This is a genomic window from Paludicola sp. MB14-C6, assembly GCF_030908625.1.
Classification (GTDB): domain Bacteria; phylum Bacillota; class Clostridia; order Oscillospirales; family Ruminococcaceae; genus Paludihabitans.
The window spans coordinates 2,496,423-2,517,722 of record NZ_CP133133.1; the positions used below are offsets into that span (position 1 = coordinate 2,496,423).

The 21,300-nt window shown below is 33.4% G+C and carries 21 protein-coding genes; all 21 read right to left on the reverse strand.

The genetic code is table 11. The features are described 5' to 3' along the window. Positions 1-27 precede the first annotated feature (27 nt). On the reverse strand, positions 28-2,931 hold the full coding sequence (gene mobP3 / locus RBG61_RS11900) for a MobP3 family relaxase (RefSeq protein WP_307943796.1): 2,904 nt from the start codon (positions 2,929-2,931) through the stop codon (positions 28-30). 4 nt (positions 2,932-2,935) lie between these two features. After that, positions 2,936-3,325, reverse strand: a complete 390-nt coding sequence (locus RBG61_RS11905) for a hypothetical protein (protein WP_307943798.1) — start codon at positions 3,323-3,325, stop codon at positions 2,936-2,938. 297 nt (positions 3,326-3,622) lie between these two features. Continuing rightward, entirely contained in the window at positions 3,623-4,573 is a 951-nt protein-coding gene (locus RBG61_RS11910; RefSeq protein ID WP_307943800.1) for a M23 family metallopeptidase, read from the reverse strand. Further along, the gene (locus RBG61_RS11915) at positions 4,573-6,921 is read right to left on the reverse strand and encodes a VirB4 family type IV secretion system protein (protein WP_307943803.1); all 2,349 of its coding nucleotides are present in this window, start codon (positions 6,919-6,921) and stop codon (positions 4,573-4,575) included. The genes RBG61_RS11910 and RBG61_RS11915 overlap by 1 nt, the downstream gene beginning before the upstream one ends. Further along, positions 6,908-7,195 (reverse strand): hypothetical protein, encoded by a 288-nt coding sequence (locus RBG61_RS11920; protein WP_307943805.1) that lies wholly within the window; start codon positions 7,193-7,195, stop codon positions 6,908-6,910. The genes RBG61_RS11915 and RBG61_RS11920 overlap by 14 nt, the downstream gene beginning before the upstream one ends. A 10-nt stretch (positions 7,196-7,205) precedes the next feature. Continuing rightward, positions 7,206-8,036, reverse strand: coding sequence for a conjugal transfer protein TrbL family protein (locus RBG61_RS11925; RefSeq protein WP_307943807.1), 831 nt, complete (start codon positions 8,034-8,036; stop codon positions 7,206-7,208). A 13-nt stretch (positions 8,037-8,049) separates the two neighbouring features. Then, complete coding sequence (locus RBG61_RS11930) at positions 8,050-8,361, reverse strand: DUF3852 family protein (protein WP_307943808.1); 312 nt, start codon at positions 8,359-8,361, stop codon at positions 8,050-8,052. Next, positions 8,358-9,344: a DUF3991 and TOPRIM domain-containing protein gene (locus RBG61_RS11935; RefSeq protein ID WP_307943810.1), complete on the reverse strand. Its 987-nt coding sequence runs from the start codon at positions 9,342-9,344 to the stop codon at positions 8,358-8,360. The genes RBG61_RS11930 and RBG61_RS11935 overlap by 4 nt, the downstream gene beginning before the upstream one ends. A 12-nt stretch (positions 9,345-9,356) precedes the next feature. Further along, complete coding sequence (locus tag RBG61_RS11940; RefSeq protein WP_307943813.1) at positions 9,357-9,542, reverse strand: DUF6133 family protein; 186 nt, start codon at positions 9,540-9,542, stop codon at positions 9,357-9,359. A gap of 44 nt (positions 9,543-9,586) precedes the next feature. Beyond that, positions 9,587-9,862, reverse strand: a complete 276-nt coding sequence (locus RBG61_RS11945; protein WP_307943814.1) for a DUF6133 family protein — start codon at positions 9,860-9,862, stop codon at positions 9,587-9,589. Between the two features lie 47 nt (positions 9,863-9,909). Beyond that, the gene (locus RBG61_RS11950; RefSeq protein ID WP_307943817.1) at positions 9,910-10,761 is read right to left on the reverse strand and encodes a hypothetical protein; all 852 of its coding nucleotides are present in this window, start codon (positions 10,759-10,761) and stop codon (positions 9,910-9,912) included. A gap of 15 nt (positions 10,762-10,776) precedes the next feature. Beyond that, a complete protein-coding gene (locus tag RBG61_RS11955) occupies positions 10,777-11,625 on the reverse strand; it encodes a hypothetical protein (RefSeq protein WP_307943819.1) in 849 nt (282 codons plus the stop codon). Next, complete coding sequence (locus RBG61_RS11960; RefSeq protein WP_307943821.1) at positions 11,603-13,021, reverse strand: ATPase, T2SS/T4P/T4SS family; 1,419 nt, start codon at positions 13,019-13,021, stop codon at positions 11,603-11,605. The genes RBG61_RS11955 and RBG61_RS11960 overlap by 23 nt, the downstream gene beginning before the upstream one ends. Further along, complete coding sequence (locus tag RBG61_RS11965) at positions 13,018-13,749, reverse strand: MinD/ParA family ATP-binding protein (protein WP_307943824.1); 732 nt, start codon at positions 13,747-13,749, stop codon at positions 13,018-13,020. Before RBG61_RS11965 ends, RBG61_RS11960 begins: the two co-directional genes overlap by 4 nt. Beyond that, positions 13,742-14,536: a Flp pilus assembly protein CpaB gene (gene cpaB / locus RBG61_RS11970; RefSeq protein ID WP_307943827.1), complete on the reverse strand. Its 795-nt coding sequence runs from the start codon at positions 14,534-14,536 to the stop codon at positions 13,742-13,744. Before cpaB ends, RBG61_RS11965 begins: the two co-directional genes overlap by 8 nt. A 9-nt stretch (positions 14,537-14,545) precedes the next feature. Then, positions 14,546-15,157 carry a YodL domain-containing protein gene (locus RBG61_RS11975; protein WP_307943828.1) on the reverse strand — a complete coding sequence of 204 codons (612 nt, stop codon included), beginning with the start codon at positions 15,155-15,157 and terminating at the stop codon, positions 14,546-14,548. Further along, positions 15,154-15,600, reverse strand: a complete 447-nt coding sequence (locus RBG61_RS11980) for a prepilin peptidase (RefSeq protein WP_307943831.1) — start codon at positions 15,598-15,600, stop codon at positions 15,154-15,156. Before RBG61_RS11980 ends, RBG61_RS11975 begins: the two co-directional genes overlap by 4 nt. A gap of 458 nt (positions 15,601-16,058) precedes the next feature. Further along, complete coding sequence (locus tag RBG61_RS11985) at positions 16,059-17,927, reverse strand: hypothetical protein (protein WP_307943833.1); 1,869 nt, start codon at positions 17,925-17,927, stop codon at positions 16,059-16,061. A gap of 73 nt (positions 17,928-18,000) precedes the next feature. After that, positions 18,001-18,756, reverse strand: coding sequence for a hypothetical protein (locus RBG61_RS11990; protein ID WP_307943835.1), 756 nt, complete (start codon positions 18,754-18,756; stop codon positions 18,001-18,003). A gap of 134 nt (positions 18,757-18,890) precedes the next feature. Further along, positions 18,891-19,193, reverse strand: coding sequence for an AbrB/MazE/SpoVT family DNA-binding domain-containing protein (locus RBG61_RS11995; RefSeq protein ID WP_307943837.1), 303 nt, complete (start codon positions 19,191-19,193; stop codon positions 18,891-18,893). Between the two features lie 108 nt (positions 19,194-19,301). After that, on the reverse strand, positions 19,302-21,116 hold the full coding sequence (locus tag RBG61_RS12000; RefSeq protein ID WP_307943839.1) for a hypothetical protein: 1,815 nt from the start codon (positions 21,114-21,116) through the stop codon (positions 19,302-19,304). Positions 21,117-21,300 lie beyond the last annotated feature (184 nt).

Genomic DNA, 21,300 nt, shown 5'->3' on the forward strand with positions numbered 1-21,300 from the left:
GCTCCTTCCTGGGACAAAATGTCCCAACTAAAAATGAATAGGGTTAGAAATGTTTTGATGCTTCTGATGAAGACGTTTCTTAGTAAAACGCTTCCCCATTTTTAAAGTTGTGTTTCGTTCATTTTGTTGTGAATACATGTTGTTATTCATAGCTGAATCAGAAAACACCTTACATAACCCATAAAGCATTGATTTAACTGCAAATTGCAAAATTTGTTGCTGTTTGGCTTGTAGTCTCTTTTGCTTACGTTGCAGCCTTAAGTAGTTACTATTTGCATAGTGCTCTGAAATAATTTGATTTCTTTCAAAGTTCTCTGCATATTTTAGTAAAATGTTATGGCTGCTTTTTGTATCATAAGTAGCAGGACTAAAAAAGCGATCATCAAAATCTTTCATGATGCTATCAATATTTTCTTCACCATAATATAATTTTGATTGAACAACTTCATTATACTCTGCTTTTGTTTGATTGTAAAGTGCTTTTAAATAAGAGTTATTAGCCATTACCTCCAATATAATATCCTTTATTTCATGCTTTGCTTCATTGTTTAAATCCGAATATCTAAAATGAAAATCTTTAGAAATTTCAGACTGCTTTAATGCATCATTATCTTTACTTTCTTCAAGTTTCTTTTGATCTTTCAGTTTGATAATTATTTTATGAAGATTATATAGCTTCTTTTGGATATTAATTGAGTAAAAAGGTGAAGTATAATCAAATACTTTATTCAAAGACTTGTATAATTCTTTGTTAAACGCTTTATAGGAATTGCAATGATCCAATCTTTCATTAAACTTATAACTACCTGAGTTCTCTGAAAATCGTTCAATTAAGAAATGTAGTTTTTGATATCCATACTTACCAGGTAGAAAAAACAGTCTATCAAGCTCTTCTAAATATTTTTTTTCGTACTGTGCCACGTCATAACAATGTTCCTGAAGTACTGACTTGTTTTCACGCTTTAAACATTCATATTCTAGTGCAAAGCGCCCATCCGTATTAACAAGAAAGTGCAGCAATTCAGATTGAAGAGATTGCAGCTTAGAAACATCAATTTTATCGGCTTCAAGTAGTTTTTCAATTTTGTAGATTTTCTCTTGAAGAAGTGTGCTGTTTTCTCCTGGAGCCTTATAACATTTATTGAGTGATTCGAAAAGCTGTTTTGATACATCTTTGTTACACTCATTAAGATTGCGCCACTCAGAAAATTTAACATCATCGTTACAAGAAAAAAATATTACACTGGAAGCAATTGAGCTTGATTTGTATTGATCTTCACTAAATAGATATTCTTTAAAACCTTCAAGCAACTGTTCGGAATTATCATATTGTTCAAATAACTCTTTGTGACCTTGGATGAGCTTGTCATATGATTGTTTCAAAACATCATCTTTTTCCAACAGTTCTTTTACAATTTGCAAAACATCATGTCTTGAATGAGCTGAAAGCTTATCAAATGTTTGAAATTCAAAAGCTTTAAGCTGCGTATTAATATCTGAAATTTTACGTTGCCATGTAAATGAAAAATCTTTGTTTGGATCACTGTATATACAACGTAAACTTTTTTGAAGTTGCTTTTTAAAGCTCTCTAATAAAGGATTGTCCTTATTATCCAATTCTTTAAAGTTATTATCCCCAGTATATTTTTCAGCAGCTTTTTCTAAATTGGTATTTTTTCCTTCAGCTTCAAATTTACCTTGCTTTTGTTTTTCTTTAGTAGGGCTTTTCTCAGCTTTCTTTTCAATCACCTGGCTATATTGGAGAGCACTTTTTATAATGATGTTCTGCATAACTTTACTATCTGCTTTACCTGGATTAAAAAGTTTTTCAGAAACTGCATCAAGCTTTTTATTGATTTTATCTTCATCATCAATATATTGTTCTATTAATGTTCGATAAGTCTTCATGTACTCTGCATATGTTTGATTTAAAAACTTATCATTTTGAATGGCATATTGTAGTATGTCATTTACATGCTGCTTAATCGGTTGAGGTAGATATCCATAATACTTATTACCTTTGACCTTATCCAATTCAAAAGATAAATCATGAAGCTTAGTTAGCAGTTCACTTGGAGGAATGTACATACGGTTAGTAATCTGCCTAGTGATTTCTTTCAGCTTTTTCTCAAGAACGTTTTCCTGATCGTTTTTAATTTCTTTTAAATAGCTTACATCATCTTTGAAAATTTCATTAAAAAATATGCTTTTCATTTTTTCGGTGCTTTTGATTAAACCTTCTTTTCCACCTGTTATGAAAGCTTCTCGGTTATTACGGCTGTACACAAAAAGATGAATATGAGGATGATCGTCTTTGTTGTGAAATGCACAGTTTAAAACAAGATTTTCTAAGCTAATGTTATATGCCTTTGCAATTGCTGGAGCTTTTGCTCTAATTAAATTCTCCCAGGCATTACGATTATCATAACCAGTACGCTCTGCATCCGTGCGAGTCAATGATATAATATGAGACCACTTAATATTCTTTTCGTACTGTTCCGCAAGTTTTTTCGCCGTTGAAATATCAACTGATCCATTCATGTCAAACAAGCCATGTCCCACACCCTCAATTTTCTCAACGGAAGGACGATGAGCGATATAGTCAATGTATTTCATAGTGTTCATGTTTTCTTTTTGTACTGTACCACTCGTGTCGATCAGGTCGGGAGTAGTGTATTCAAGTTGTTTGGCATTGGTAAACATTTGGTATCGTTCCGGCTCCATAGAAACAACTTTGCCATCTTTAAAAGTAACGTTGATTTTTTCAATAGTACTATCCAGCTTAATGATTTCATCAGAAGCAGTGTCAATCGTTTCACCACTTTTTAATGTGATACTTTGTGCTTCTATTTTTTCGCCGGCATACTCCAGGTAATTTAAAAAGTGATTGCTGCTTTTTATGTAACAAGTATTTACTATAACTTTTGGCATGTAATCACTCCACTATCTCATTTAACTTTAACACACGATTGTTTGCTTTTAAAAAGTCAATAGCGTTCAATCGCATTTGCTGAAGTTGAAGAGGGTTAACATCAAGTTCACTTGCTAAGACTTGATTTTGAATATTACTCTGTATTGCAACCTCACTTAAGACCTGGTTCGTTTTATTATTAATATTCTGCAATTTCGTTTCAATAACGGCTTGTAGGATGTTAATAATTTCATCATTTATGAACGTTGACTTTACTTGCATATAGTAAAAATCACGATAATATTTTAATGCTTTTTCAATGACTGAATTTTCTGTTTGGTTATTATCTTTTGCAATATTGATGATGTCGTGTATTAAATCTTCATCAATACGGATTGTTTTTCGTATATCCATTTTTTCCTCCTTCTTGCGGATTTACTCTTTTTTTGAGTGATAGTATGCACGTAATACTAAGTATGCAGGATAAAGCATGACGTCACAAGTGACGTCACTGCACTACATCAACCAGCAAAGCTGGCTGATTTTATATGACGTCATAATTGACGTCACAGAATAATAACAATATCTTATTATTATTTTGGATTTAGCGACAAATGCAGTGATTTCGCCATCTTGCACGTTTTTAATACTATGATTATTTGACGTCACAGCATATTATAAACGCCGAAAAACTAAGGATTTTAGCTGACGTCACTTTGAAATAATTTTTAATGGGTTCATGGTACTATTAGAATTTGAATTTTTCCATATTTCAAAGTGTAAATGATGACCTGTTGTATTGCCTGGGTTCGGATCATAACGCTGATCGCCACCCTCAAATCCAATGACTTGTCCTTTCTTTATAACCTCTCCGGGCTGAACAATGATAGAAGATAAATGAGCCGATAAAGAATAAAACATGCCATCTCTTGTATCATGTTTAATAATAACATAATTGCCCCAACTGCTTTTATTATAGTTTACTTTGTAAACCTCTCCATCTGCTATGCTGATAACTTTATCGTGCCACTTCGCACCAATATCAATACCACGATGAAATTCTGAAGTTAAGCCAAAAACAGGATCGACTCTATAACCATATGGAGAAGTGATGTTACCTTTAACAGGCATAGGATAATTTCCAAGCAGAGGAACATCATCACTTAAAGTAGGAATTGTTAACAAAAAGCTTGCATCGCTTTCTGAAAGACTAAAAGGTGGTTTGCTTACCATCGTAGTAATGTCAGTTAAACTTTTAAAAAAAGTTATCTTTTCTTCTATGGGTTCACCATCAACCTCAGTCTTGATTACTTCTGTTTTTAAGTAATAAGATGCAATCTTCTTTTTAATCGCTTCCACATCTTCTGAAAGTGAATCTGTTGATGCTAAATCAATGTATTGTAAATATGATATATCTAAATCATTAGGTATATCATATTCCTGTTTAATAGCTTCTTTAGCTTGATAATATTTATTCTCTAATAGATTATTGTCCTTTGGAAAGAACGTCTCAAAAAGAGCAGCTACAATAATTACAATTAAAAAGATTAACAGGAGTACAATCATAATAATTATTAAAACTATTTTTAGTACAAAATTACGTTTCTTTTTATCAGTAACAACTTGAACAGCAACCGTTGCAATAGCAGCAGTAGCAGACACTATCTGCCACCACCTTTAGCAAATAGTTTCTTCTCATATGGAAGTTCTCCAACTTTCATATAATAGCTTTGAGCTCCAGCTTTTAATAAACAGTGCTTTTGTTTTGGCTGTTCAATACGGCTCATTTCACCATCAGTTAATTTCAATAGTTTTTGTACTTGTGCTTGCTCTAGAGTATCAGGATAGAAAATAAATTTAAAACTTGTATTGTTGAATATTGGAGCAGATAAATGATAGATTTCTTCATCCAAAAAGTCATTGATGTTTTGCGTTGCAGTTCCAATAATTGCTTCGTACTTTCTAGCTCGTTTCGTAAAGTTTTTTAGGTAACTTGCTATTGTGTAGTTTTTTCTATTCATCAATAAGGATAGTTCATCAAATGACATACAAATTTGCGATTCTCTTAATGATGTTCTACTCCACATGTAGGTCATGATATTAAAAAGTACGGCTTGCATACGGTCTTCAGATCCATCTAGTAAGTCATGAATATCAAAGCAAATGTTTTTACTGTGTGGAATATTTGTTTCTCCATTAAAGATAAATCCTAAGCTGCCATCATAAGCATCTTTGATAATAAGTAGTAGCTCTTTAAATGTATCTTTTGGTATCATTTTGTGTGGCTGTACATCGTAATTATCTAATGATTGTTCAATGTACTTATATAAATTGGTGAAGGTAGGATAATCACTGTTCTTTAAATTAGAAAAGCTTGTATTCTCATCAATATCCATATGGTTGTATAATTCTTGTACAATAATCAGCAACGCTTTAATTTGCATTTTACTAGCTTCAGGAAACAATACAGAAAAGAAATCAGATAACCAGCTTAAGTGTTGAAAGAACATTTTAGCATGTGCGAAAGCCTCAACAGGAAATTCCTTTTCGTCATATTCCTCTTCTTCAAGTCGTAATCGGCGCACCTCAAATGGGTTAATTTTGATGCGTCCATCCGCACAGTCAATTACAGATGCACCGAGAGAATGCATCCATCCATATTCACCTTCAGGATCCACGACAAAGCAGCTAACCCCTTTAAACATTTGTTGTGATATAATTTTTTTCATTAACCAGCTTTTGCCTTGACCTGATACACCAACAAGAGTAAAGTTTCCATTTGTGATATCGTCAGTACGATTAAAGAAATCTACAAACATCATACCACCGTCAATCGTTTCACCTAATATCATCCCATGTGAATCATTGCGACTGGAATGAGAGAACGGATGCAGACTAGCAACGGTATCCGTAGGCATATTGTTTGCACTAATTTTAAACTTATCGTCCCCTAAAGGAGATACACTTAAGAAGCCTTCCTTTTGTTCATATGTAAGTTCTTCAAAGGTAATGTGTTGAGCTCCTAGGGTTGTTTTAACGGATGAAAAAACTTCTTTTAATTCATTTTCGTTGCAGCCATACATTTCTATAAAAATATTAACATAGTAAGCTTTTGAATTTTTCTCTTGTGAGGTTCTATAGAATTTTGCCATGCTAGATTGGTTCATATCTGACTTGATTAACTCAGTAACCTTTTTACGTGCAAGGGGATTGGAACGTTCGTTGTTCACTTGCCTGTCTATTGCTGCTGCTATGCCGGCAGTCATAGGAGACAAATGCATAGAAAATGTGGTATTCTTTATTTTAGATAACTCAGATAAATAGCAGCATACTGTCAGTTGACTAGGAAAGTTTTTAACTAAAATAGTTTTTCTGATAAAACCATTTTGCTCACAATAACGAGACGTAAAATTCATGTTTTGTGGCATTAACCTAGTTGTAAGCTTATCTGAAATATAGGTTTTGGTATTTACGTTCTTTTTACTACTATCCTCACATTCTTTTGTACAATTTTCTTCAAATGTGTAGATATCAAAACTATCAAATTCACGTAAAATAAAGTTTCGCATAACTGTAACAAGCTCTTTTTTCTGTACAGGATAATATTTAATAAGCTGATTTTCCAGAGCAGTTTCAAGCTGCTTTCTTTTTTCAGGTGAACTAGGCTTTATAACAAGATAATAGGCTCTTTGAATACTAGAACTTTGTGATACTTCTACACTAGATATTTTATCAACAATAGCATCACGGTAAATAGCGTATTGATTGTCTAATGATTGATAAAATTCTTTATTGGCATCAAGATTTTCTGTTTTATCAATACCGATAATTTGCATTGAAATATCTAATGTGTCAAGTAGACCTTGCATCTTCTTAATTTCCTGCTTCTTCTCTTTATCAGTCATTATGGATAAGTTAGGTGGTAAAATTCGATAAAAAAACTTTTCTTCACCATTTGATAGAATTGAATTATCTTCAATTTTAAAGTTTAATAGGTTAGTTGCTTTCATTTTCTTTTTCACACTCCCTTAATGAAAAATGTTGTGGCTTACCATAATATTTATGTAATAAGATGATGGTATCAATTGCATTTTTTTGATTGGTTGGTGTTCTCCAACATACAGCCGTTACAATTGCTGAGATAGGCAATAGCCACAATAAATGCAGTAAAATCGCCATTATAGCTGAACATACGGAAAAGATAAGTTCGAAAAATGTAAATCCATATATCAGATATTTTTTATTCAGTCTAGGAGGTATGATATATTCTTTTTGTTCATCCATAGTGTTCTCCTTAATGTTTCGTTAATAGCTGTAAGCCTTGACTCGCCATTGATACCATAGTACTTCCACCTTTAATGCCTGATGAGTAACCGTATTTGGATAGTACTTGTGAAACACCACCCATAGAAAGCCATAATCCAAAACCAAGCAAAACATCTACGATACCTTTGCTATCAGAAATAATAATAAATCCGATGTAAAACAGGATATATTGAAAGGTATAGGTAAAGGCAATTGCAATTGTTTGTCTTAGCCAATCGCCGAGCTTTGTTGTTTCACCACGAACAATATCAGGTACATAGAAGGCTGAAGAAAAAATTTGAATTAACATGGTTCCATATCGTTTTAAAGATATAATCATGAAATAAATTAAAGCTACAGTTACACACATAGTCAGTATCATATTGATAAATAGTGTGAGTGCTGGATTGGCTGCTGGATTTGTCGCTATATTCGAAACAACCTTGACTAGATCAGTATCTTTTTTTAGATTTAAATAAGTGGTTAATAAATTAGCAATTTGCATGATTCCAATAGAGAGATAGGAATACATGCTTACAAATAGTAACCCTTTAATGAAATTTAAAGAAACAGCAACCCAATCTATTTGTTTCATTGATCCGGCTTCTTCAGCTGCATCAAACAAAGAGAAAACAAAAGCAAGTACGAATACTACACCATTAACCCACATTGAAAATGCTAAGAAACCTTTGATGATATAATTGTCCCAAAAGTCAAAAGTAATCTCATTGAAAAATTTCATGCATATTGTGAAAATATCGTTAATACCATTATAAATTCCCTCAAAAATAAACTCGAATATCTTAGAAATAATAGACATTTGTATTACTCCTTTATACGCCTACCATACTCCACATCCAAAATGGAGCACTGCCGATGACAATTAGCACGGCACAAGCGACAGCTATTGGAACAATTTTATCGCTAAACTCTTGTCCTTGCTTTTTCTTGGCAGCAGCGCCGGCTATTAAAAATATAAGTATAATAATAATTACTATATCAATAATAGGTAAAACAACGAAATTAACAATTGGCTTAATTTGTTCTATAAATTTTTCTTTTGCTTGTTGAAGACCACCAACCACATTAACATCAAGTGCAACAGTGTTAACTTCGTTTAGAAGTGATGTAAAGAAATTATTCATCTGATAATACCTCTTTCTTTATTATGTATTTGTACGTTGTTTACTGGATTTTGCTGTTGTGTATTGGAACTCATTTTTTTTAGATCTTCGTTCCAATCTTTTGACACTGGAATTTTGTCTTTTACTATGCCTGTGTAGCCAATTTCATTCAGCCACTTTTTAATTTCATTGCGACATTTCATGCCGGCATCATCATTATCAGTTGCTAGATAGATTAGCTTAATATCGGCATTTTGTGGCTGCATCATGTGATATTTAAAACAATCCACGTAAGTACCGCCTAACGCAAGATAATTATATTGGTTATAGTCTCTTCCATTTACATGAAGCAGTGTCATAAGGGATAGGTTATCTATGGCAGCTTCTGAAACGAAAAGGGACTTTGCATTGTTGTTGATGTAAAGTCCCACTTGTTTATTAAATTCATTTGTTCCTGGCATTTCACGCTTATATGGGCTATCTGTGATTGTTGAGCGTTTAAATCCATATTTAGCAACACCGTCATAATCAAATCCTTTAAAGACGCAATTATGTTTGTCATCCTCGTATAGAAAATCACGTTTTATCATGTCGTATACAACTTGCCGAGATATTGAACGACCACTACATAGATAGCCGCAAAGTCGCTTGTATTGACCGTCGAAAGCAGTAGGGAAAGTTACATCTGCTGGCTTAGTTGCCTTTGGCGCAGCATGATACTTATTTGCTTTCGTAACTTCAAAGGTATAATCGTTTAATAGCTTTTTTAGCTCAGAATAAGCTTCATCAAGGGACAAGTTTTTAAAAGCCATAGCAAAATCAATAACAGTACCACTTTTTTGTTCTGAGTTCCAAGTGAAAACGTTTTGATCGGGACGAATCACAACACTGTCATGCTCTTTTAGCGTATATCTATTTTCACTTTGTTTTACTGGAGTTAATCCAATTCTTTCAGCATATTCAATAATAGATATGTGTTGTTTTATGGAATCTGTTAACCTCATTTTATGACCTCCTTACCATGTAAGAATATCTTTTATTTGCTCAATTAGGGATGGTAATATCTCTAACCTAAAAGCGGCTGATAATGCTTTTAAAATTATTGCACCTAGAACAAAAACAATTGCAATACCGATTGCCCATTGAAAAAATGATGTTACACCATTTTTGTTATGTAATAACTTTGATATTTTACTAAACACTGAATCATTCCTTTCGTATGGTATTAAGCTGTACTTACAAAAGGTTAGACAGATGGTCGGGTTTCACCAGCGGTAGGAAACCAATTACTAACTGTTTTCTTCATCCAGCCCCCAATTGCTGAGTCACCAAACAGAAAGATAAGTAAAGCTAAAATGATAGCTGAAATAATGAATATAACTGCGATTTTAATTGCTGAACCAATCCATTCTTCGCCACCTTCCTCATTTTCAATGAACTCAACTACCTTGTTTTTAGCTTCAATAGCCTTGTTTTGAATGTTTTGCTTTGCGATTTCTGCTTTAAAAATTAACTGTCTCATATCATGTCCTTCTTTCATTATTTAAAGCTGGGACATTTTGTCCCAGCCTATTTAAAAAATTCACGAGCATATGTGTATATATCTATTAGCACAGGTGTTAAAAACTCCACGACGATGGCGGTGAACAATAGAAACATATACATACGAAGTTTCTTTGGAATGTTCAAGACTTCTTTTCGCAAGTTGTTTTTATCAATAATATCAAAATCATATGATATCATTTGAAAATAAAACTGCTGATCTTCACCTCTTGCAATTCCAAGAAGACCTTGAATAACCATATTTAGTTTTTCACTTGATATTCTGCGATTCAATTGTAATAACGCATTTTCGGGACTAGAGGTTCTCATAGATGCGACTGTAATTTCAAGTTCCTTTGCAAACATTATGTTATCGGTTAGAGTATACTCATCCAATAAATTAATAATATTTCTTTGTGAATTTAGTTTTTCTTTGATATATGATGTAAATGCCGGTATTTCGTTTTCAAACTCTTTTTTGCATTTATGATAGGATTTATACAAAGAATGAAAATCGTTTAAATACACTAATATGGCAAGAATAGTCGTGATTAGTGTAACAAACCAACTAATACATAGACTCAGTAAACCAATTAAAAAAACAACAGTGAATTTTATATAAGCTTTAGCTTGAAAAAATTCTGCTGTTGTTTTATTGTTCGTTACTTCTAAAGCACGTTGAATGCGGTTTTTCTTTTGCTCATTTAATTTTATGTAAGGAGTTACTTTTTGCGTTGCCTTATCAATTAGCAATTCAAGTGATTCCTTCAAGTTTACTTTTTTCCTTTTTGAATGTAATGGAAGCTTCAATATTGCAGAAAGAATATAGTATAATCCTAGCAATATTAAAAAAATCAATGCTAAAATAACTACAATCATATCAACCATTCCTTTCTATCTTCTGTAACGAATTGGTTTCATCAAAGTCACTAATTTCCCTAAACAGACTAATATAACCACAGCTACAAATAGTAGAGCAGCTTTCCCATAAGGATTAGTAAAATAAAGAGTAAACCAATTAGAATTTGCAACATAAACTAATGGAATGCCTAACAGAGCAAGAAACAAAATGGACATAAATTCTTTTACACATTTACTCATTTCAACATCAATATCAGACTGAATCATTTTAATATCCGATAACTTTCTTACTATTCTAATTAAATTAGGTCTTAATGAGCTGTTTGATTGACATTTAATTAGTTCGGTACACCATTCGTCCCAAATATCATTCTTAATAAGTGGTTGAATTGTTTTTATACCGTATGAAACACTTGGCGTTGCTTTATTAACGATACATAAAAATAATTGCATGGTTTCTTTCAGTGGATCATTTAAATTCTCCATATTCTCTTCAACTGCTGCTATAAGGTTATTTTTCCTAATGTAAGCTGATGTAATAGTTGATAGTCCACTTTCTAATTCATCTGCAACAAATAAATCATACTTGTGCCGGCTTAATTTCACTCGCCATACAGGTATCAGTGCTAAACCGACTGCAAGAACAGGAGATAACAAAATATTTTGAAATAGGAGTCCCAATAGAAAACCACAGACAGCAAAAATAGTCGATGTAACGATAAGTTTTTTGTATTCGCTTTCTTTATGCTTATATTTTAATGTTTCTTTTGCTTCATTAAATTCACGAATGAAATATAACGGCTTATCCTTACCAATACTGATGTTTACTTTCCGCTTAAGGGATAAAGGCTTTTCTTTTTTAGTAAACATTTTCAAGCTCATCAACATTTTCACCTCCAAAGATTTCATCAATTTCATTTAATGACATGCCTTTTCGTATTAACTTATTTTTGAGGTTATCTGAAATATTGTTTACATTTTCAAAATGCCCAATAACCTTTATAATGTTACCGTCTGCATCTTTCATATTATCAGTAACAATAAACTGATCAATTACGTTAAACTTAACTTTACCATTTTCAACGCTTACAGCTTCAACAATTTGTTCAACACGGCGTTTACCATCTTGGTATTTATTCATTTGTACTGAAATAGGAAAAGCTTTCACAATCAATTCAAGTAATTCATTCTTAGGCAACTCGTACTTTCTTAAAGCAAGAGTATACATTCTTTCGTATGCATCTGTTGCAGAGATAGAATGTAAGCTTGTAATAACTGTGTGTCCGGTTCTCGCTGTCTCTTGGGCGATAAAAGCTTCTTCTGAAACCATTTCACCTACACAAATTACTTTAGGGTGAAATCTTAATATAAAATCAAGCAGCTCTTCTAGTCTAATGTTAAGCTGCGCTGTTGGATGAGGACGTGTATAAAGATGTACCACGTCATTTATGATTCTTCCATGTTCATCATACTGCTTTAAATCAAAGTCATGTGTACCGTCCTCTAATGTCACAAGCCTTGTATCATATCTGACCTTTGACAAAACGGTATTCATTAAAGTAGTTTTTCCTGATCCTGTATCACCTGAAAAAGCTATTGAAACACCATTGTTGATAAATGCTTCTAGTTTATTAAATGATGATTTTGTAAGTGTTCCGACTTTTATAGTTTCGGTTTTAGTGAATTTTTTAGGATGAGTAAATCGAATACTTGCCACAATACCATCTGAAGCATTGCATATAGGTGGCTGAGCAATGGAAAGACGAATATTATCACCTAAATATGTAACTTTCATAGGAGACATATTATCCAGGACTTCATCCGATTTCTGTAACATACGTTTTAGTACATCTACACCTTGCTTGATGCTATGAAAATGCTCGTTGATAAACACTTTTTTTCCATTACAGTATTCAATGATAATACATCCTGGTGACTCTTTCGTCCCGTCACCGATACAGTTGATGTTAATTTCTTCGATGTTTTCTTTATCAGCAAAGTACTTATTAAGAAAACCGAAAGAAGTCATATCGTTATAAATATCATCAACTAAGTTGCTACATTGATCATCTATTTCAGATATTTTTTCTTTGATTAACTTCTTTAGTGTTTCTTCACTGTCAAAATCGTTATTTTTCAATGCAGAATTTAAATCATTTAAGTGTTTATTGATTATTTGCTTTTGAACATAATCAAATATTTCAGCGTATTTAATTGGTTCTTTGTGTATGCTGCTCTCATCGACTAAAGGAGAGAGGTACTTGGAAAAATCACTCATTTTACTACCTCCATGACTTTAAGAAGTTGAGTCTTATATTGGTTATACTGACTTGAATTAAATTTTTCAAACAACTTGCCTAGAATGTTCATAAGCTCAATGTCTTCACAGTACGGAAGTAAAACATCAAAGTTACCTATGATACCTTCCACGAGATTGATGTTATGATAGCTTTTACAGCATCCACCTACTCGAATATGCTTATCTGTTTTGAATTTACTATTTGGTAGCATAGATAAGCAGCTTTGTTCAAATACGACACCTTTAATGTCAGGAGATAGCACTCTCAAAGTTGTATCTGCAAGTTCAAGTGATTTAATGGTGTAGATATCATCAAGAAAGTTTGTATTACAATCTACAATGATGTAGTCAGACAGGCTGGATGCAAACTCTAGTATTTGCAAAAACTTATCTTCTCTTTGATTGCTGCGACTGTTGATTGATGTTTCGCCACGTATAAATCCCAATATACCCAAATTGTCATTCACCATATCTAATTTATGCGAGAGAATTTCTAGCGTTAGGTTATCTTCACGCATGAGGCTGTTGATGGAATGACTGTAGTTTACTTCATCATAAGGTCTCCAAACGCTGAGCTGTGGTGTAGTAATGCATGTATCAATTAGAATTACGCTTTTGCTTTGTTGAGATAAAAATAAACTTAATAATGCAGCTACAGTACTTTTCCCAGCTCCATTATTGCCCCAAATTGAAATGATTTTAGCCATTGTTTTCACCCTCTTGTATCTTAGCAGCAATAGCGTTGTTTGTTTCTTGTTGTTCTTTCAATAGAGTAGCTGCACGTTCCTCATTATTACGACATGCTAATCCAAAATGTAAGTAGCCATTCTTTTCTAAAGCAACTAAAACAGAAGCCTGTTGTTCGGTTACCAATAAAGTAGCTGTTGCAGGTATGCTTGGCGTTTCTTCATTGTCAGTTTTGCTGCTTTCTTTTTTCTTTACATCAATACTCTTGTTATCTGTGACGGCAATTACCTTTACGTATCGTAACTGTTCCGGTATTGTTGCATACTCTTCTTTGTTTTTCTCGTTATCGGATTTCTGTGTAGCAAAGATTGTTACAATATCGTTGCTTTGTATTTTACCTGACATACTGCTTGATAGACTATTAAAAGTGACGGATAGTGCAACATAGCCATTCGTTAAGTTATTATAGGTATCTTGAAAGAGTGCCGATTTTGATACTGAATTAGGGTATATGTAGCTGTTTTTAACTATGTCACCAGCAGCATATTTTTTTATAACATCATTCGTATTTTGTGCAACATTTTTAGCAATGTTTTTATCAGTTGTTTTTGATAGTTCTATCATATCTGATGTTATAACTTGACCTTTTTCTATATTCGATTTTACAACAACTACAGGATAACTTTTTTGAACGGATTTTAAGGATAATGGTAATATAGTGGCAAGTAAGATAACAGCAACTAAAACCAGTATTAAACCTAAAACTAATTTCTTTTTAAAAAATTGAGAGAGATTTAATTTTATCATAGTGACCTCCTAGTACATTTGTAATGTGTGTGATGCAGCCTGTGACTTGATTTCTTCATTCAATCGAGAGTGGAATTGTTCTTTTATCTGTTTAGCCTGTAAAGAATTTAATGAAACATAGCTACCTTCTTCACCGGAAGCTACAAACAAATTTTTATCTTTGTTGTAATAACAACAAAGGTTATCATGACTTTGCATTTTTTCAACTTTGTTTCCTAATTCAATTAAAAATGCTCGCTCATCATTTAATAGGTATTTTTCATATGGTGGCTTGTCAGCTTCAACAATTACTGTTTTAATTAGTTGAGCATTACTGACTTTAGTAGTATCAAAGTTAATTTCTAAAAAGCCAAATGTATTACAGAAATAAAAAGAGCTCTTTGGAGAGCCTTCAATTTCTATAACATCTGAAATGGATAGGGAATGTCCTAAAAAGTCTTTAGGATGGTTAACATTAAAAATTAAATAAATTTGATCCAAGTTATCCGTGCCCACATTGCCCTCAAATACCTTAGCATAAATAGATGAATCAACAGATTCATTTTCTAGTTTTAAACTCATGAATTTCTGTCTATTCAGATCTAACTCTGATATGATTTGATATATTCTGATTACACTCATACGGGTATTCCTCCTAAAAATCCATAACAAAATACCGTTCCTATAAATAGAAACGGCAAATATGCAATTGTTTCTTTTATTGAAATTTGATGGTGTTTTTTTCTGTACAGTAAGTAGATAATTGCAAATACGAAAGCTACTAATATGATAAATATGATATTAGGTAAGCCTAAACATAGCCCTAATGACGATGCAACTTTTATATCTGCGCCACCGCCACGCTTTAATATGAAATACGTTATTAAAAATGATATGAATATAACGAGACCACCTGAAATTAAGATGCACATATCAAACCAGAGCGAATTGATTGCACAAACGGCTAACTTAGCCGTTGCAAGTACCAGCAAGCAATAAGTATATTTGTTACTTACTATTCTAGTTTCCAAATCTGAAATTGCAGAACAGAAAAGAACACCTATTGCCATTATGTCAATTATCAAAAAGAATAGTCTAATAGTTAATTCCTCCTTGTCTTATTTTTTAGCTGGGACATTTTGTCCCAGCGGACTAAACCATGTAGTGTATAGAAAAATATTTATTATTAACATATTATTGATACTAATCTACAAATGATAAATGCAATAATAAACGCAATTATTATAATAAAGCTTAAAATAACAATTAACTCCCATATATACCGACATCGGTAGCCTGTGCTTTTTAATGCAATAAAAGCTATGGTTAATAATACTATTGCACATATACAAAATACTAGATAAAAATTGATATTAACACCTCCAAGTGCATAGCAATCAACCCTAAAACGTTGGGACAAAATGTCCCAGCGGATGAATTTGTGTCATGAACTCTAGTCTGGGACAAAATGTCCCAGCGAATGAACCTTGTGTCATGAACTCTTGCCTGGGACAAAATGTCCCAGCGGTTTATTGTTTTGCTTTTAACTTCCACCTCTTACAGTGTTCCAGTCATTATACATGCTGCCATCAATTATTATGTAATCAGTAGCGTAATAGCTAACCATACCAGCAGGAGTCCAATAATCAGACACTTTATATGAGATTGAATATTTGCCATCAGGAACCCATACAGGAATAAAATGAACACGACATTTATCAAATGAAGCATCATTTTTATAAAACTCATATGTCGTTTGATTAGCATTTTGATAAGTAGGCTCTAGCGTTCTGTAGTTACCATATTTCAAGGTATAATTAAACTCTTTGAATAAAGCATAGCAACGCTGAACATCCGTAACCATCTTAGAATTGGTTGTAATTTTATCTGCAATTACTTTGCTGTTAACACCATATCCTGATCGTGTTATTTGCTTGCCTGTTGTGGTGTTATTTGCTGTATATCCGCCATGAACATCAACAGTAATATTTGCAGTAGCAGAAAGAGAAGCACTATTTGTTTTCTTAACGTACCAATCCTTTTCCCATTTCCATTCTTCCCAGGCTGCATATGTTAAATCGCTTTCAAATGGAGCTTGTAATGATCTATCAAAAGATGATGGCGGTTGTAATTCCAGTTTTGTATCGGGTGTAGATGATATATCACCATTCTCTACATCATTACTATTAACAACGATATTATCACTGTAATTTGTTTCATTCACACCTTTTGTTGTGTTAATTTCACATTGCAGCTTGATAGTATCTTCTCTATATTCTTTAGGAACATGCCACTTAAAATAAACTATATTCGTGCCTTGTTCAGGTATAACAATGCCCTCAACCTTACTCGTTGATATAACATCATTCGTAGTAGAATTAAGGGCTTTAAATATTGCTGTTAAATTGTGCTTAGGACGTATATTCAGCGCACCAATATCATCTTGATTTATAATACGATATGTTGTAATAACGTCTGTATCAGTTGGATACGATGCGTTGGGTTCTATCATTTCCACTTGAAGATTTGTAGCTGGTATAACATTTATATTTGTACTTTTGCTGTTGTTACTTGTATTTATTTCTCTATTCCTATAGTCCCAGTTTATGTGAGCTTCCACATTCTTAATCCCTATGTTTTCACCTGCATTTAGTTCAGCTTCAACGTTTATTGTTCCCCAAACTTCCCAGGATGAATTTACTGTTTCTTTGTTTATTTGAATTTCAACGTCTTTAGAAGATATAATCTTTCCATCAACTAGGAAATCAATTCGTGTTGTTCCTGAGGATGGGCGAGTAGGTGGAATCCATTGCATTGGTGGTGTTTCATAATGTCCTCCTGATCCTCCACAAGAAGGACAAGAAATTGTTCCGCTGCCATTACAAGAGGGGCAAGTGAGCCAAACATCTTTTGTTTCTCCTGTTTCACACGAACATCGACCTATTCTTTTTTGATGTGCAGTGTATACATGGGCGCAGTAGTTTCTTTGCCCACGATTAGAGGTTTGAAAATGACCACATTGTGTGCATTGGTAGTCCCAACCGTCACAGCTTGATTGACATCGTGGCTGTCCTGGCGCATTACATGGTATATCATCCTTATCCCAAACCCCTCCACTACCATTACAACTAGGACATTGTTTATTACCGCTACCGCCACAATCTGTACATGTTACCCATTGATCGGAAGGCTGATACCAATATCCATTATTCTTAGCATAATAGTTAAAACTAGCTTTAATTTTAAATATGTTTTCTTCTCGTATCGTGTCACTTAAAACTTTAATCTCAGAGCATTCAAAATCATAACTTGCAGCACTTGGCTGATTATATGCAAAAACAAAGTCAGATTGTATAAAACATAAGCTAATAACTAGAAGAAAGCACATACATACCTTTCTAAGCTTTTTCAACGTTATTACTCCTTTCAGTAATATAAAAAAGTGTGACGTTAATCACACTTTTAAATCTATATGAATATTTAGGTTATCTAGGTTGACCGTGGTCGTTTCCAGTGTGGGAATTATAGTTATATGATTTTTCAACCACCCAGCTGTTTTGAACTTTACACCAAACAATATAATAATTCATGCTTTTAATATATTGCTTTTCTCCCTCTTGCATAAATGATGTATCAACTGCTGAATAACCATCAGCTGTTTTTATTGATTTTGCTTGTGGATAGTTACCCCAGTTTTCCCACATCCAATCTGATATATAAGCATTCATACCTATATGGAAATATTTTGTTTTACCGTTAATTTCCCTTGTGTCACCGTGTTGAGGTCCATTTGGATCAGGATTTACTGGAGGTGTAACTGGATCAACTTCATGTGTTGGTGGTAATGTTGGTGTTGATGAAACGGGTGGCTTTGGCTTGCTTGGAGGGGGAGGGGTAGGTTTGCTGGTGGTTGATGCTTTTGGTGGTGCAGAAACCGTTATTTTTGAAGATGATGTATTCGCTTTGGATGATACTTCGCCATCTACTTTAATGGTGCTGGATGCAGCGGAACTAGTATTTTGTGAAGAAGTATCTTCATTACTGCTAGGTGCAGTGAATTTTGATACGTTTTCTAATGCTTGATTGCTTGGGGTAGCTCCTGTTGCAATAAATTTGCCATCAGGTTTATTGTCATGCTTTACAGAAAAGAAAATGATAAGAAAAACTGCAACGAGCAACAATGCAGCAACTATCAAGACAATAACTTTATTTTGTTGTACAAAGTTTTTTATTTTATTCATTCTGTTCAGCCTCCTTTTTGTCATTAGTACCAGTATTGTTTATCTTTATCTATTTAAGATATTTAGCAGTAGGAGGAAGCACAACAAGTTTTTTTATTGCCAATCCTCCGTACTGAAAATATCTAGGTGTAAATTTAGTCTTTCCCTTTTGCAGCATCCTCTGCATTGGTTATTATTTGCTCAATAGCTGGGCAAACTTTACTTTGTTGGATTTTAAACTGCTTTAACAATTCGTTACCACTATAGCCTTGGGAAATTAAGTCTGCTAAAATCTGTTCAGCAAATTCACCGCCGATGTTATCTTTTATTGGACGTATTATTAAAGTGTTGTTTTGATAAATACACTCTGCTTCGTTATCAAAGCCGAGAGCTTCAAAATATTTTTGTGGTATAGTAATTTGCCTTTTTTGTGATATACTGATAATCTTTCGTTCCATAGTCATACCTCGCATCACATTATTTACTTATATTATATTAATATATTGGAATACTTTTCCTTGAATTAAGTATAACAAAGAAATAAAGAAATATCAAGTACTTTTTTATCATGGACTAACCTTTTTTATATCAAAAACTAACTCATATTTAAGAGAATACTTTTGATTAAATGATCGTCCTGTTTTTGCTTTGATTTGATATACTTTTGTTTGATTAGGAAGTAACGATATTTCAAATTTACTGGTATTATTTAACCAGGTAATTGTATCGTTATCTTGTATACCCAATGCGATATATTTTTTACTATCAGCTAATCCTAATTGTGACCACACTAAATCAGAGTAAGTATTGGGTGGCACAATAATAAAGTCTGTTTGTAAAGGATTTATTTGCTTTAATGTAAGTTTGATAGGAAAAGCAGAAGTATTCGTAACTTGGAGAGATCCACCACTATAACCTTCAGAGCTAATAGTAAAATCATTATAGATAACATTAGCTGATATATAATCAATTACATTATTTACTGTTATAACTTTCGTCCTTGCGTTTCCTATATTATCCTCTACACGGAAGCTATAAGTATTATTTTTACTTATTTTATATTCAGCATGATTACCCTTAACAAATGTACCGTCTGGGAGTCTTATTCTGTTAACTCCAGAACCATTACCATCATTAGCATCGGCAATAATGGTTGCAGTTTCAACGCCTATATCCTTTACACTAAGGTTTAATTCCGGTGCAACATTTTCTATGTTTTTGGCAAGAGATACTGTTTGTCCAACTACATTATTTTTGTCTTTAACTTTGACAGTAATACTTCTAGCTATTGTAAAGTCACCATAAAAGTCCACAGAAGCTGTATATGTATCGCCCGACTTCGACATTGCTGTCCAATCTTTAATACAAGTAGAACCGTCATATATAGCTACTTGACAATCTCCCGATTGTAAGTCGGTAGCAGTTACAGAAAGTGTACCAATATTTGAATATCCGTTAACTGGATTTTTCGGTGTTATTGTTGCTTTTGTTATGTTCGGTGGGGAATCGTCTATGCATTGTTCACCTGTGTTCGCATAAAAACCAGACCTACCATACTTTCCTTGGGGACTGGAGTATACAAATAACTTTCCCCAAACTTCTACGTCTTGGGCTTGAATCCATATTTCGCCGTAACCGTTATAAAAGGTTACGTTTTGATTTGGCAACAAATACGGAAGTTCGCCATTTTTGTTATACCCGTAAAATTGTGTCTCACTGGTAGAACCATTCACTACGCCGTAAGCAGGACTAGTCCATATACCGACTTTAATTCTTGGCGTTTTTCCGTCACCATTCTCTTTTGCAAGAATTTTAACGGTTCCATTTGTATTCCAACCACCGCAAAAACGACAACCCTCACTATGATTGTGCTCTTGGATTTTAATTATTTTATGACACTTTGTGCAAGTAAGACCGCAGTTTTCTGTATCATAAGGAACGAATTGTTGATTGTGAAAGTCATGCTGACTACCACTTGGACATGTAGTACTTAGAGGAGGTATCGTTACCTCTCTTCCGCAGGCAGTACATCTACCCACACCGCTTTGATATGTTGCAGGCAAAGTATACCATGCATATGTACAGTTACGTAAAGCTACGTTTTCTTTACAAGTCGTACAATACTGTCGATCTTTATGATAATACCAAGTAGGTAGCCACGTGCCGGTTAATGTATGCTCATGCTTAGGTAATATTTTTGTATAACCACAATCTATACAATGACATTTTCCCTCACTCTTACAAGTAGCTGCAATGTCAACTGTCATTCTGTGTTGTGTTATGTTTCTTTTACCATCAATATGCTGCACCCCATTATACTCACCTGTGTCGGAGTGATTGATACATCTTTCCCAATGGTTTATATCGTCAAACTCAGTCACCCAGCCACAAGCTAATAGTGAGTCCGAATTAGGAGTACTAGCACTTACTACAGGGACATTATTGAGTAATAATGTCCCTGTAATTAACAAAGACGTGAAACTATATGCAAGGTTTCTAAAAAACCGAGACTCCCGAAAATTTTGTGTAAAAGTGAATAAGGTACTTCCAATCAGACAAGAATTA

Bases quoted from the DNA above. Each gene is read 5' to 3' on its own strand.
- mobP3 (WP_307943796.1), bottom strand. From the start codon at position 2,931: ATGCCAAAAGTTATAGTAAATACTTGTTACATAAAAAGCAGCAATCAC.
- RBG61_RS11905 (WP_307943798.1), bottom strand. From the start codon at position 3,325: ATGGATATACGAAAAACAATCCGTATTGATGAAGATTTAATACACGAC.
- RBG61_RS11915 (WP_307943803.1), bottom strand. From the start codon at position 6,921: ATGAAAGCAACTAACCTATTAAACTTTAAAATTGAAGATAATTCAATT.
- RBG61_RS11920 (WP_307943805.1), bottom strand. From the start codon at position 7,195: ATGGATGAACAAAAAGAATATATCATACCTCCTAGACTGAATAAAAAA.
- RBG61_RS11925 (WP_307943807.1), bottom strand. From the start codon at position 8,036: ATGTCTATTATTTCTAAGATATTCGAGTTTATTTTTGAGGGAATTTAT.
- RBG61_RS11930 (WP_307943808.1), bottom strand. From the start codon at position 8,361: ATGAATAATTTCTTTACATCACTTCTAAACGAAGTTAACACTGTTGCA.
- RBG61_RS11935 (WP_307943810.1), bottom strand. From the start codon at position 9,344: ATGAGGTTAACAGATTCCATAAAACAACACATATCTATTATTGAATAT.
- RBG61_RS11945 (WP_307943814.1), bottom strand. From the start codon at position 9,862: ATGAGACAGTTAATTTTTAAAGCAGAAATCGCAAAGCAAAACATTCAA.
- RBG61_RS11950 (WP_307943817.1), bottom strand. From the start codon at position 10,761: ATGATTGTAGTTATTTTAGCATTGATTTTTTTAATATTGCTAGGATTA.
- RBG61_RS11955 (WP_307943819.1), bottom strand. From the start codon at position 11,625: ATGAGCTTGAAAATGTTTACTAAAAAAGAAAAGCCTTTATCCCTTAAG.
- RBG61_RS11960 (WP_307943821.1), bottom strand. From the start codon at position 13,021: ATGAGTGATTTTTCCAAGTACCTCTCTCCTTTAGTCGATGAGAGCAGC.
- RBG61_RS11965 (WP_307943824.1), bottom strand. From the start codon at position 13,749: ATGGCTAAAATCATTTCAATTTGGGGCAATAATGGAGCTGGGAAAAGT.
- cpaB (WP_307943827.1), bottom strand. From the start codon at position 14,536: ATGATAAAATTAAATCTCTCTCAATTTTTTAAAAAGAAATTAGTTTTA.
- RBG61_RS11975 (WP_307943828.1), bottom strand. From the start codon at position 15,157: ATGAGTGTAATCAGAATATATCAAATCATATCAGAGTTAGATCTGAAT.
- RBG61_RS11990 (WP_307943835.1), bottom strand. From the start codon at position 18,756: ATGAATAAAATAAAAAACTTTGTACAACAAAATAAAGTTATTGTCTTG.
- RBG61_RS11995 (WP_307943837.1), bottom strand. From the start codon at position 19,193: ATGGAACGAAAGATTATCAGTATATCACAAAAAAGGCAAATTACTATA.